The 13,427-nt window shown below is 62.1% G+C and carries 11 protein-coding genes; 8 read left to right on the top strand and 3 right to left on the bottom strand.

Annotation, left to right across the window (positions count from 1 at the left end; translation table 11 throughout):
- Positions 1-124: 124 nt before the first annotated feature.
- From L6D77_RS12615 to L6D77_RS12630, 4 genes are all read left to right on the top strand, one after another.
- Positions 125-2,047 (top strand): PrkA family serine protein kinase, encoded by a 1,923-nt coding sequence (locus tag L6D77_RS12615; RefSeq protein ID WP_236170059.1) that lies wholly within the window; start codon positions 125-127, stop codon positions 2,045-2,047.
- 134 nt (positions 2,048-2,181) lie between these two features.
- Entirely contained in the window at positions 2,182-3,453 is a 1,272-nt protein-coding gene (locus tag L6D77_RS12620; protein WP_232883816.1) for a YeaH/YhbH family protein, read from the top strand.
- A complete protein-coding gene (locus L6D77_RS12625; protein WP_232883815.1) occupies positions 3,450-5,018 on the top strand; it encodes a SpoVR family protein in 1,569 nt (522 codons plus the stop codon). Before L6D77_RS12620 ends, L6D77_RS12625 begins: the two co-directional genes overlap by 4 nt.
- Positions 5,019-5,078: 60 nt before the next feature.
- Positions 5,079-6,176 (top strand): multifunctional CCA addition/repair protein, encoded by a 1,098-nt coding sequence (locus L6D77_RS12630; RefSeq protein ID WP_232883814.1) that lies wholly within the window; start codon positions 5,079-5,081, stop codon positions 6,174-6,176.
- A 48-nt stretch (positions 6,177-6,224) separates the two neighbouring features.
- Here L6D77_RS12630 and folK read toward each other — a convergent pair whose 3' ends face one another.
- Together folK and folB are read right to left on the bottom strand one after the other, a co-directional pair.
- Positions 6,225-6,734, bottom strand: a complete 510-nt coding sequence (gene folK / locus L6D77_RS12635; RefSeq protein ID WP_232883813.1) for a 2-amino-4-hydroxy-6-hydroxymethyldihydropteridine diphosphokinase — start codon at positions 6,732-6,734, stop codon at positions 6,225-6,227.
- On the bottom strand, positions 6,725-7,081 hold the full coding sequence (folB, locus tag L6D77_RS12640; RefSeq protein WP_232883812.1) for a dihydroneopterin aldolase: 357 nt from the start codon (positions 7,079-7,081) through the stop codon (positions 6,725-6,727). Before folB ends, folK begins: the two co-directional genes overlap by 10 nt.
- 74 nt (positions 7,082-7,155) lie before the next feature.
- Between folB and plsY the strand changes: the two genes are divergently transcribed.
- A complete protein-coding gene (gene plsY, locus L6D77_RS12645; protein WP_232883811.1) occupies positions 7,156-7,725 on the top strand; it encodes a glycerol-3-phosphate 1-O-acyltransferase PlsY in 570 nt (189 codons plus the stop codon).
- A 26-nt stretch (positions 7,726-7,751) separates the two neighbouring features.
- Here plsY and tsaD read toward each other — a convergent pair whose 3' ends face one another.
- Positions 7,752-8,777 (bottom strand): tRNA (adenosine(37)-N6)-threonylcarbamoyltransferase complex transferase subunit TsaD, encoded by a 1,026-nt coding sequence (gene tsaD, locus L6D77_RS12650; protein ID WP_232883810.1) that lies wholly within the window; start codon positions 8,775-8,777, stop codon positions 7,752-7,754.
- A 205-nt stretch (positions 8,778-8,982) separates the two neighbouring features.
- On the opposite strand from tsaD, the gene rpsU reads away from it, so the two are divergent.
- From rpsU to rpoD, 3 genes are all read left to right on the top strand, one after another.
- Positions 8,983-9,198: a 30S ribosomal protein S21 gene (gene rpsU / locus L6D77_RS12655; protein ID WP_003255575.1), complete on the top strand. Its 216-nt coding sequence runs from the start codon at positions 8,983-8,985 to the stop codon at positions 9,196-9,198.
- 275 nt (positions 9,199-9,473) lie between these two features.
- On the top strand, positions 9,474-11,459 hold the full coding sequence (gene dnaG / locus L6D77_RS12660) for a DNA primase (RefSeq protein ID WP_232883809.1): 1,986 nt from the start codon (positions 9,474-9,476) through the stop codon (positions 11,457-11,459).
- Between the two features lie 67 nt (positions 11,460-11,526).
- Complete coding sequence (gene rpoD / locus L6D77_RS12665) at positions 11,527-13,377, top strand: RNA polymerase sigma factor RpoD (RefSeq protein ID WP_232883808.1); 1,851 nt, start codon at positions 11,527-11,529, stop codon at positions 13,375-13,377.
- Positions 13,378-13,427: the final 50 nt, after the last annotated feature.

Consider the following 13,427-nt stretch of genomic DNA (forward strand, 5'->3'; position numbering starts at 1 on the left):
GTGCGGGTCATCGGTAGCGTTACAGGGTGTTCTGGGGGGTATACAGCAACTGGCAAACCCGGTTGCATGCCAGCATCGGCTGACTGATCCGGCGTCGTCTCCACGTATCGAGCGAGGTGACGTCATGAGCATTTTTAGCCACTTCCAACAACGTTTCGAGTCCACCCGCCAGGAAGAACTCTCGCTGCAGGAGTACCTCGAGCTGTGCAAAGAGGATCGCAGCGCCTACGCCTCGGCGGCCGAGCGGCTGTTGCTGGCCATCGGCGACCCAGAGCTGATCGACACCTCAAGCAACTCCAGGCTGTCGCGGATCTTCTCCAACAAGGTGATCCGCCGCTATCCGGCCTTTGCCGACTTCCATGGGATGGAAGAATGCATCGACCAGATCGTGTCCTACTTCCGCCATGCCGCCCAAGGCCTGGAAGAGAAGAAACAGATCCTCTACCTGCTGGGCCCGGTGGGCGGCGGTAAATCGTCGCTGGCCGAAAAGCTCAAGCAACTGATGGAGAAGGTGCCGTTCTACGCCATCAAGGGTTCGCCGGTATTCGAGTCGCCGCTGGGGCTGTTCAACGCAGCCGAGGACGGCACCATCCTCGAAGAGGAGTACGGCATCTCGCGGCGCTACCTGAACACCATCATGTCGCCCTGGGTCACCAAGCGCCTGCAGGAGTTCGGCGGTGACATCACCAAGTTCAAGGTGGTCAAGCTCTACCCGTCGATCCTCAACCAGATCGCCATCGCCAAGACCGAACCCGGCGACGAGAACAACCAGGACATCTCGGCCCTGGTCGGTAAGGTGGATATCCGCAAGCTCGAAGAATTCCCGCAGAACGACGCCGACGCTTACAGCTACTCGGGCGCACTGTGCCGGGCCAACCAGGGCCTGATGGAGTTCGTCGAAATGTTCAAGGCGCCGATCAAGGTCCTGCACCCCTTGCTCACCGCCACCCAGGAAGGCAACTACAACAGTACCGAAGGCCTGGGGGCCATCCCCTATACCGGTATCCTGCTGGCCCACTCCAACGAATCGGAGTGGCACACCTTCCGCAACAACAAGAACAACGAAGCCTTCATCGACCGTATCTACATCGTCAAGGTGCCCTACTGCCTGCGGGTCAGCGACGAGATCAAGATCTACGACAAGCTGTTGGTCAACAGCTCACTGGCCAAGGCCCACTGCGCACCCGACACCCTCAAGATGCTGGCCCAGTTCACCGTGCTTTCGCGACTCAAGGAGCCGGAGAACTCCAACATCTACTCCAAGATGCGGGTCTATGACGGCGAGAACCTCAAGGACACCGACCCCAAGGCCAAATCGATCCAGGAGTACCGCGACTCGGCAGGCGTCGACGAGGGCATGAACGGCCTGTCGACCCGCTTCGCCTTCAAGATCCTGTCCAAGGTGTTCAACTTCGACCCGCACGAAATCGCGGCCAACCCGGTGCACTTGCTGTATGTGCTGGAGCAACAGATCGAGCAGGAACAATTCCCCGCCGAAGTGCGCGAGCGCTACCTGCGCTACCTCAAGGAATACCTGGCGCCGCGCTACATCGAGTTCATCGGCAAGGAGATCCAGACCGCCTACCTCGAGTCCTACAGCGAGTACGGCCAGAACATCTTCGACCGCTACGTGCTGTACGCCGACTTCTGGATTCAGGACCAGGAGTACCGCGACCCGGAAACCGGCGAGATCCTCAACCGCATCGCCCTCAACGAAGAGCTTGAGAAGATCGAGAAACCGGCCGGCATCAGCAATCCGAAGGATTTCCGCAACGAAATCGTCAACTTCGTGCTGCGCGCCCGGGCCAACAACAACGGCAAGAACCCCAGCTGGCTCAGCTACGAGAAGCTGCGGGTGGTGATCGAGAAGAAAATGTTCTCCAACACCGAGGACCTGCTGCCGGTCATCAGCTTCAATGCCAAGGCCAGCAAAGAGGATCAGCAGAAGCACAACGACTTCGTCACCCGGATGGTCGAGCGCGGCTACACCGACAAGCAGGTGCGCCTGCTGTCGGAATGGTACCTGCGGGTCCGCAAATCGCAATAAAGCGGCAAGCGACAAGCCGCAAGCTGCAAGCCGTGCAGCGCCAGGCTCAGCGCTGGCGCTACGGCTTTCAGCAGCGGTGGCTGCTCCATCTTGCAGCGTGAGGCTGGTAGCTGCATCCAGTCACCGGAGGGATCATGAGCTACGTAATCGACCGACGCCTGAACGGCAAGAACAAGAGCACGGTCAACCGCCAGCGCTTTTTGCGGCGGTACCGTGAACACATCAAGAAAGCCGTCGAAGAGGCCGTTAGCCGCCGCTCCATCATGGACATGGAGCATGGCGAGCAGATCAGCATCCCAGGCCGTGACATAGACGAACCGGTGCTGCACCACGGTCGCGGCGGCAAGCAGACCGTCGTCCACCCCGGCAACAAAGAGTTCACTGCAGGCGAACATATCGCCCGGCCACAAGGCGGCGGCGGAGGTGGCGGGCGCGGCAAGGCCGGCAACTCCGGCGAGGGCATGGACGACTTCGTCTTCCAGATCACCCAGGAAGAGTTTCTCGAATTCATGTTCGAGGACCTTGAGCTGCCCAACCTGGTCAAACGCCACCTGACCGGTGCCGACACCTTCAAGACCGTGCGCGCCGGTATAGCCAACGAAGGCAACCCCTCGCGTATCAACATCGTGCGTACCCTGCGTTCGGCCCATGCCCGGCGCATCGCGCTGACAGGCAGCAGCCGTGCACTGCTGCGCGAGGCACAAAAGGAGCTCGATCGGCTGAAAGTCGAGGAGCCCGACAACTTCACCGACATTCAGGACACCGAAGCCGAGATCGAGCGGCTCAAGGCACGTATCAATCGCCTGCCGTTCCTCGACACCTTCGACCTCAAGTACAACCTGCTGGTCAAACAGCCCAACCCCAGCTCCAAGGCGGTGATGTTCTGCCTGATGGACGTTTCCGGCTCCATGACCCAGGCCACCAAGGATATCGCCAAGCGCTTCTTCATCCTGCTGTACCTGTTCCTCAAGCGGAACTACGACCGCATCGAAGTGGTGTTCATCCGCCACCACACCAGCGCCCGCGAAGTCGACGAGGAAGAATTCTTCTACTCCCGTGAAACCGGCGGCACCATCGTTTCCAGCGCGCTCAAGCTGATGCAGGAGATCATGGCCGAGCGCTACCCGGCCAGCGACTGGAACATCTACGCCGCCCAGGCATCCGACGGCGACAACTGGAACGACGACTCGCCGATCTGCCGCGATATCCTGTCCAAGCAGATCATGCCGCACGTGCAGTACTACACTTATGTCGAAATCACCCCGCGCGAGCACCAGGCGCTGTGGTACGAATACGAGCGCATCGGCGAGGGTTTCCCCGACACCTTCGCCCAGCAACAGTTGGTATCGGCCGGTGACATCTACCCGGTCTTCCGTGAACTCTTCCAGCGCAGGTTAGCCACATGACCGCCAGAGAGCAGAGACGCCAACCGATTTCCACCGGCTCCGAATGGACATTCGAGCTGATCCAGACCTACGACCGCGAAATCAGTCGCCTGGCCGCGCGTTATGCGCTGGATACCTACCCCAACCAGATCGAGGTGATCACCGCCGAGCAGATGATGGACGCCTACGCGTCCGTGGGCATGCCGCTGGGTTATCACCACTGGTCCTATGGCAAGCAATTCCTCAGCACCGAGAAATCCTACAGCCGCGGGCAGATGGGCCTGGCTTACGAGATCGTGATCAACTCCGATCCGTGCATCGCCTACCTGATGGAAGAGAACACCATGTGCATGCAGGCACTGGTGATCGCCCATGCGTGCTACGGTCACAACAGCTTCTTCAAGGGCAACTATCTGTTCCGTACCTGGACCGACGCCAGTTCGATCATCGACTACCTGGTCTTCGCCAAGCAGTACATCGCCCAGTGCGAGGAGCGCCACGGCATCGACGCCGTCGAGGACCTGATCGACTCCTGCCACGCCCTGATGAACTATGGCGTCGACCGCTACAAACGCCCCTATCCAATCTCGGCCGAAGAGGAGCGCCGCCGGCAGAAGGAGCGTGAAGAACACCTGCAGCGCCAGATCAACGACTTGTGGCGCACCATCCCCAAAGGCACCGAAAAGGGCGGCGAGCGCGACGATGCGCGCTTCCCCGCCGAACCCCAGGAAAACATCCTGTATTTCATCGAGAAACACGCACCGCTGCTTGAGCCCTGGCAACGTGAGGTCGTGCGCATCGTGCGCAAGATTGCGCAGTATTTCTACCCGCAGCGGCAAACCCAGGTAATGAACGAAGGTTGGGCGACCTTCTGGCACTACACCTTGATGAACGACCTGTACGACGAAGGGCTGATCACCGAAGGCTTCATGATGGAGTTCCTGCAGTCGCACACCAGCGTGGTGTTCCAGCCGGGCTTCGACAGCCCCTACTACAGCGGCATCAACCCCTACGCCCTGGGGTTCGCCATGTATACCGACATCCGCCGCATCTGCGAAAACCCCACAGAGGAGGATCGCCGCTGGTTCCCGGACATCGCCGGCAGTGATTGGCTTTCCACCGTCAAATTCGCCATGAGCAGCTTCAAGGACGAGAGTTTCATCCTGCAGTACCTGTCACCGAAGGTGATCCGCGACCTCAAGCTGTTCAGCATTCTCGACGACGACCAGCGCGATGACCTGCTGGTACCGGCGATCCACGACGAGGACGGCTATCGCACCATCCGTGAACAGTTGGCCGCCCAGTACAACCTGGGCAACCGTGAACCCAACGTGCAGATCTGGAGCATCGACCGCCGCGGCGACCGCTCCCTGACCCTGCGCCACCAGCAGCACAATCGCAAACCGTTGGGCGACTCCACCGAGGAAGTACTCAAGCACCTGCATCGGCTGTGGGGCTTCGACATCCATCTGGAGACCGTTCAGGGCGACCAGGTGATGAAAACCCACCACATGCCACCGCGCAGCGAACACGGCGAGGCAGGCGACTACGGGCGCATGGACCTGGCCGTGGTGCACCACCTCTAACGCTACGCACCCTCCATTACTGGCGACAGGGTATCCTGTCGCCAGTAATGGAGGTTCCACATGCAGATCTACAAGGTTGGCGGCGCCGTGCGCGACCGCCTGCTCGGCCGCCCGGTCAGCGACATCGACTGGTTGGTGGTCGGCGCCACGGTCGAACAGATGCAGGCCCTGGGCTTTCGGCCCGTCGGTGCCGATTTCCCGGTGTTCCTGCACCCGAAGACGGGTGAGGAATATGCCTTGGCCCGCACCGAGCGCAAAAGCGGGCGCGGCTATGGCGGCTTCACATTCCACGCAAGCCCGGATGTCACCCTCGAAGAAGACCTGATACGGCGCGACCTGACCATCAACGCCATGGCCGAGGACGAACAGGGCACGCTGTACGATCCCTACCACGGCAAACGCGACCTGGATGAACGCACCCTTCGCCATGTTTCCCCGGCGTTCGCCGAAGATCCCCTGCGAGTGCTCCGTGTTGCCCGGTTTGCTGCCCGCTATGCGCCGCTGGGTTTCAAGGTGGCCGAAGAGACCCTGGGGCTGATGCGCCAGATCGCCGAATCGGGCGAACTGCAGGCGCTGACTGCCGAGCGCAGCTGGAAGGAGATCGAGCGTGCGTTGATGGAGAGCGAGCCTCAGGTGTTCATCGAAGTGCTGCGTAGCTGTGGCGGCTTGAGGGAGCTGATGCCCGAACTTGCGGACGGCCTTGACACATTGGCAGCACTGCACCAGGCCGCAAGTCAGCATCAACCGCTCTCAGTGCGCTGGGCGTGCCTGCTGCGAGGGCTGCAGCCTGCCGCGATCAAGGCGCTCAACCAGCGCTTCAAAACTCCGCGTGAATGCCAGGAACTGGCGGCGCTGGTGGGGGAATATGCCGAGCGAGCGGACCATGCGCTGGCACTGGCGCCCGCAAGCCTGCTGGACATGCTGCAGAAGTTCGATGTGTACCGGCGGCCGCAGCGCTTCGAGGACTTTATCGCCGCGTGCGAGATGGCCGTGCTGGGCTCAGCTTATCCACCAGGCGAGTACTTGCGCGGGGCCGCTGAAGCGGCGCGCACCGTGAATGTGAAGCCATTGCTGGAGGCCGGGCTTACCGGTCAGGGCCTTGGCGAAGCGCTCAAAGCTGAGCGACTGAAAGCGCTCGAAGCTTACACATCCGCTTGATCTGCCCGGCCTCTTTGCGGCTAAACCCGCGAAGAGGCCGGTACAGCCTCACGCCGGGGTCAACTGCAACCCACGCCATTCGAAGGGCACCGGCGCCAGCACCTGGTCGATGCTCGCCTCACGCCACAGCTGCGCCATGCCCTTGCCCACGCCCGGATGCACCAACTCAGGCGCCAGCAGCGAAAGCGGCCAAAGCACAAAAGCATTCTTGAGGATTTCCGCACGCGGCAGCACCAACCCATCGAAGGTGCCGTGCAGGTCGCCGTACATCAGCACATCGATATCCAGCGGCAGACCTTTGCGGTCCGGCGCGTATCGGCCATTTTCCGCCTCGATGAACTTGAGCCGACGGTCGAACTCCAGCAGCGGCAACTCGGTCTGCCCGCGCACCACCAGGTTGTAGAACGGGCCGCTCTTGATGCCCACCGCCTGGCTCTCGAACACGGCCGAACACTGCATGCCGCTGAGCATGCCAGCCAGCGCATCGAGCCCCGCACACAAGTGCCGCTCGCGGTCGATGTTGCTGCCCAGGCCCAGGTAAACCGTGTTCAGAGACATCCGCGCTCGATCTCCACGCCAACACCGCCGCGAGCCGCCGGCACTGCGCCCGGTTTGGTGAGTTTCAACCGCACCCAAGGGATGTCGAACTCAGCCATCAGCACCGCCACCAGGCGCTCGGCGAACGTCTCGACCAGTTCGAAGCGAGCCTGCTCGGCAAACGCCTGGACCCGTGCCGAAACGCTGGCATAGTCCAGCGCCAACGACAGGTCATCACCGGCCGCCGCCGGGCGGTTATCCCAGGCGAAACTCAGGTCCAGGCGCAGGCACTGGCGAATATCCCGCTCCCAGTCGTAGGCGCCGATCACGGTATCGACTTCCAGGCCTTCGATGAACACTCTGTCCAAGCACTTCTCTCCACAGCACGACAAGGGCGACGGGCGCCGTTAGAATCAGGGCGTCCTCGCCCGGAATAGTTAGCATGTTTTGGTCACTGGCGCTGCTTGCCTACCTGCTTGGCTCTCTGTCCTTCGCCATCGTCCTGAGCCGCCTCAGTGGCAGCCCCGACCCGCGCTCCAGCGGCTCGGGCAATGCCGGCGCCACCAACATGTTGCGCCTGGCCGGGCGCAAGCTGGCGATCCTGACGCTGCTGGGCGACCTGTGCAAGGGCATGCTGCCGGTGCTGCTGGCACGCCTGGCCGGGCTCGACCTGCAAGAGCAGGCCTGGGTCGGCATCTGCGCGGTAGTCGGCCATCTGTTCCCGATCTACTTCCGCTTCCAGGGCGGCAAGGGCGTGGCCACTGCCGCTGGCATGCTCATGGCCCTGTACTTGCCGGCCGCCCTGCTGGCCATCGGCGCCTGGCTGCTGACCTTCTACCTCACGCGCACCAGCTCGTTGGCCGCGCTGATCGCCACGCCCCTCACCCTGCCCCTGCTGGCCTGGCGCGAGCCCGCAGCCCTGCTGCCAATGACCGTACTCACGGTGATGATCGTCTGGCGCCATCGCAATAATCTGCGTGACTTGTTTGCCGGGCGCGAACGGCACTTCTGAAACGCACACCCGAACCCAGCCCTGCCTTACAGTGCCGGCAATTGCTCCATCGGCCAACGCGGCTGCACGCTGATCGCCAGATCCTGCTGCTGCCCGGCCATCAGGCGCTGACAGCCAGCATAGGCGATCATCGCGCCGTTATCGGTGCAGAAGCGCGGGCGGGCGTAATAGACGTTGCCCTTGAGGCCGGCCAGCATGGTCTCCAGTGACATGCGCAGGGCGGTGTTGGCACTGACGCCGCCGGCAATGACCAGGCGCTTGAGACCGGTCTGCTTGAGCGCGCGCTTGCACTTGAAGGTCAGAGTCTCCACCACCGCCTGCTGGAACGCCAGCGACACGTCGCAACGGGTTTGTTCGTTGTCGTCCCCGGCATCGCGGCATTTCTGCCAGGTGTTCAGGGCGAACGTCTTGAGGCCGCTGAAGCTGAACTGCAGGCCTGGCCGGTCGCACATCGGCCGTGGGAACACGAAGCGCCCTGGGGTGCCTTGCTCGGCCAGGCGGGCGATTTCAGGCCCACCCGGGTAATTGAGGCCGATCAGCTTGGCGGTCTTGTCGAACGCCTCACCGGCCGCATCGTCCAGACTCTCACCCAGCAGCTCGTATTGGCCGATGCCATCGACCCGTACCAGCTGGGTATGGCCGCCCGACACCAACAAAGCGACGAACGGAAACTCCGGCGGCTGCTCTTCGAGCATCGGCGCCAGCAAGTGCCCTTCCATATGGTGCACACCGATCGCCGGGATATCCCAGGCAAACGCCAGGGCCTGGGCGCAGGAGGCACCCACCAGCAACGCGCCGACCAGGCCAGGACCCGCGGTGTAGGCGATGGCGTCGATCTCGGTGGCGACGCAGCCGGCCTCCTCCAGCACCTGCTTGATCAGCGGCAGCATGCGCTTGACGTGGTCGCGCGAGGCGAGCTCGGGTACCACACCACCATAAGCGCGATGCAGGTCGATCTGGCTGAACAGCGCGTCGGCCAGCAAGCCACGTTCACTGTCGTATAATGCGACGCCAGTTTCGTCGCAGGATGTTTCCAATCCCAGTACTAGCATGGGTTCGTGCCCTGTCGAGGCTGAATTCGAAGGCGCGCATGATAGTCCCCGCACCCTGTGCCGACCAGCGGTTTTCGATCAGAGGCTTTGCATTCCTGCCAGCTAAGGGTTAACATCCGCAACCCTTGAAAACCGACGTACTCCAGCACACCTTATGTTTTGCCAGGAGCACGTCTACCCCGGTAATGAATTAAGGTAGCCCTGGATGCCAGCCGTCAAAGTTAAAGAGAACGAACCCTTCGACGTAGCTCTGCGTCGTTTCAAGCGCTCCTGCGAAAAAGCCGGTGTACTGGCTGAAGTTCGTAGCCGCGAGTTTTACGAGAAGCCGACTGCCGAGCGTAAGCGCAAAGCCGCTGCCGCTGTAAAGCGTCACGCGAAGAAGGTTCAGCGCGAACAGCGCCGCGCAGTTCGTCTGTACTGATACAGCCGTTCTACGCAAAGCTTCTGCCCCGCCCGGCCTCGTGCCGGGCAGATGGCAGCGGTCGCTTCAAACCCTTGGCCATGCGCCTGGGGGGCCCCGGCAAAAGCCATGGGCAACCTGCATCAACACGTCAGACCTGGCCGCTGGCCAGACGTGCACGTCCTTTCTGACGAGCCCTCACAGGCTGGTGACGAGCACATACCCCTTCGCAACACCCCACGCCAAACCCGAGCACAAGCGTTTAGACTTGCCAGTTGCCAGATGACGAGGCTGCCATGGCCGGGCTGATTCCCCAGAGCTTCATCGATGACCTTCTGAACCGCACCGACATCGTCGATGTGGTGAGTTCGCGCGTCCAGCTGAAGAAGACCGGCAAGAATCTTTCCGCCTGCTGCCCGTTCCACAAGGAGAAGTCACCCTCCTTCACCGTCAGCCCCGACAAGCAGTTCTACTATTGCTTTGGCTGCGGCGCCGGTGGCAACGCGCTGGGCTTCATCATGGACCACGACAACCTGGACTTCCCCCAGGCGGTCGAGGAACTGGCCCGCGCAGCCGGCATGGAAGTGCCTCGGGAAGAGGGCCGCCGCGGGCAGAAGCCGCGCCAGCCGACCGACTCCCCCCTGTACCCACTGCTCGAAGCGGCCAGCGAGTTCTACCGCCAGGCCCTGCGCAGCCACCCGACCCGCAAGGCGGCGGTGGACTACCTCAAGGGCCGTGGCCTGTCCGGCGAGATCGCCCGCGATTTCAGCCTGGGCTTCGCCCCGCCGGGTTGGGACAACCTGCTCAAGCACCTGGGCGCCGACACACTGCAGCAGAAAGTGATGATCGATGCCGGCCTGCTGATCGAGAACGCCGAGAGCGGCAAGCGTTACGACCGTTTCCGCGACCGCGTGATGTTCCCGATCCGCGACAGCCGTGGCCGGGTCATTGCCTTCGGTGGCCGGGTATTGGGCGACGACAAGCCCAAGTACCTGAACTCCCCGGAAACCCCGGTGTTCCATAAAGGCCAGGAACTGTATGGCCTGTACGAGGCACGCAAGAACAACCGCAACCTCGACGAAATCATCGTCGTCGAAGGTTACATGGACGTCATTGCCCTGGCCCAGCAGGGGCTGCGCAACGCCGTGGCGACATTGGGCACGGCCACCAGTGAAGAGCACCTCAAGCGCCTGTTCCGCGTGGTACCCAGCGTCCTGTTCTGCTTCGACGGTGACCAGGCGGGGCGCAAGGCCGCCTGGCGCGCACTGGAGTCGACCCTGCCAAGCCTGCAGGATGGCCGCCGCGCACGCTTCCTGTTCCTGCCCGAAGGCGAGGACCCGGACAGCCTGGTCCGCGCGGAAGGCACCGACGCCTTCCATGCCCGCATCAACCAGCACGCCCAGCCGCTGGCCGACTACTTTTTCGAGCAGCTGAGCAACGAGGCTGATCCGCGGTCGCTGGAAGGCAAGGCACACATGGTCACCCTGGCCGCCCCGCTGATCGAACAGGTTCCGGGGGCAAACCTGCGCCAGCTGATGCGCAACCGCCTGAAAGAGATTACCGGCCTGGACCCGCAGCAGATGGAGCAACTGGTGCAAAGCGCACCGGCCACCAGCAGCGTGCCGGACTACGACCCAGGCTATGACTACGACGCCATGGCCAGCTACACCCCGGACTACGGCGACCTGCAGCACCAGCCCGACTACGCCCCGGCACAGCAGGAGCAGCGCCCCTGGACACCGAACAAAGGCGGCAAGAAGCAGTGGGACGGCAAACCCTGGGACAAGAAAGGCGGCAAGCCCTGGCAGCGCGATGGCCAACGCGAGGCGCCACCGCGGGTACCGGCGCCGGTGGAACCCCCCTCGTTGTCGGCCCTGCGCACCCTGCTGCATCACCCGCTGCTGGCCGGCAAGGTCGAGGACGCCGGCCACTTCGCCGACGAACAGCAGCTGTACAGCCAACTGCTGGTGGCCCTGATCGAGGCCGCGCAGAAGAATCCTAAGCTAAGCTCAATGCAGTTGATCGCACGCTGGCACGGCACCGAGCAGGGCCGTTTGCTGCGCGCCCTGGCGGAAAAGGAATGGTTGATCGATGCCGACAACCTTGAACAACAGTTTTTCGACACTATAACTAGTTTGTCCGCCCGCCAACGCGAGCGCAGCCTGGAACATTTGATCAGCAAATCCCGTCTAACAGGCTTGGACGAAGACGAAACTGCCAAGCTTCGTGACTTGCTCCGCCGCAATGTTCCCGCACAAAACCCGACCTCATCTGGCGCGTGAGGTCCATGCTCGGGTATAATCCTCGGCTTGTTTTTTGCCCGCCAAGACCTTCAGTGGATAGGGTGTTATGTCCGGAAAAGCGCAACAGCAATCTCGTATCAAAGAGTTGATCACCCGCGGTCGTGAGCAGGGCTACCTGACTTACGCGGAGGTCAACGACCACCTGCCCGAGGATATTTCAGATCCGGAGCAGGTGGAAGACATCATCCGCATGATCAACGACATGGGGATCAACGTATTCGAGAGTGCTCCGGATGCGGATGCCCTGTTGTTGGCGGAAGCCGACACTGACGAAGCCGCAGCCGAAGAGGCCGCCGCAGCGTTGGCGGCAGTTGAGACCGATATCGGCCGCACGACCGACCCGGTGCGCATGTACATGCGTGAAATGGGTACCGTCGAGCTGCTGACCCGCGAAGGCGAAATCGAAATCGCCAAGCGCATCGAGGAAGGCATCCGTGAAGTCATGGGCGCCATCGCTCACTTCCCGGGTACAGTCGACTACATCCTCAGCGAATACGACCGCGTCACCACCGAAGGTGGCCGTCTGTCCGACGTCCTCAGCGGTTATATCGACCCTGATGACAACATCGCCGCACCGACCGAAGAAGTACCGATCCCGGGTACCAAGGCTGCTGCCGCGAAGGAAGACGAAGACGAAGACGAAGAAAACGCCGAGAGCAGTGACGACGAGGAAGAGACCGAGAGCGGTCCGGACCCAGTCGTTGCAGCGCAGCGTTTCGGTGCGGTTTCCGAACAGCTCGTCATCACCCTCAAGGTGCTGAAGAAGCATGGCCGCACGCACGCCGAGAGCGTTGGCGCCATGCAGGCCCTGGCCGATCTGTTCATGCCGATCAAGCTGGTACCGAAGCAGTTCGAAGCACTGGTAGAGCGCGTTCGCAGCGCCCTGGACCGTCTGCGCCAGCAAGAACGCGCCATCATGCAGCTGTGTGTGCGTGACGCACGCATGCCGCGTGCCGACTTCCTGCGCCTGTTCCCGAGCAACGAGACCGACCAGACCTGGAGCGGCGACCTCGCCAAGCGCAGCACCAAATGGGCCGCCGCCCTGGGTGAGAAAAACGCCGCGATTGTTGCTTGCCAGCAGAAACTGATCGACCTCGAGACCGAGACCGGCCTGACTGTCGCCGAAATCAAGGAAATCAACCGTCGCATGTCCATCGGTGAGGCCAAGGCCCGCCGCGCCAAGAAGGAAATGGTCGAGGCGAACCTGCGTCTGGTGATCTCCATCGCCAAGAAGTACACCAACCGTGGCCTGCAGTTCCTCGACCTGATCCAGGAAGGCAACATTGGCTTGATGAAGGCGGTGGACAAGTTCGAATACCGTCGCGGCTACAAGTTCTCGACCTACGCCACCTGGTGGATCCGCCAGGCGATCACCCGCTCGATCGCCGACCAGGCGCGCACCATCCGTATTCCGGTGCACATGATCGAGACGATCAACAAGCTCAACCGTATTTCCCGGCAGATGCTGCAGGAAATGGGCCGTGAACCGACCCCGGAAGAGCTCGGTGAGCGCATGGAGATGCCCGAGGACAAGATCCGCAAGGTATTGAAGATCGCCAAGGAGCCGATCTCCATGGAAACGCCGATTGGTGACGACGAAGACTCGCACCTGGGCGATTTCATCGAGGACTCCACCATGCAGTCCCCGATCGACGTGGCCACGGTCGAAAGCCTCAAGGAAGCGACCCGTGACGTGCTCTCGGGCCTGACCGCACGCGAAGCCAAAGTGCTGCGCATGCGTTTCGGCATCGACATGAACACCGACCACACCCTCGAAGAAGTCGGCAAGCAGTTCGACGTGACCCGTGAGCGGATCCGTCAGATCGAAGCCAAGGCGCTGCGCAAGCTGCGCCACCCGACGCGAAGCGAGCATCTGCGCTCCTTCCTCGACGAGTGATGACGAACCCCGGCCCAGGCCGGGGTTTTTCTTATGTGACAAAAGGTCAT

This window comes from Pseudomonas parasichuanensis (assembly GCF_021601385.1).
GTDB classification, from domain to species: Bacteria; Pseudomonadota; Gammaproteobacteria; order Pseudomonadales; family Pseudomonadaceae; genus Aquipseudomonas; species Aquipseudomonas parasichuanensis.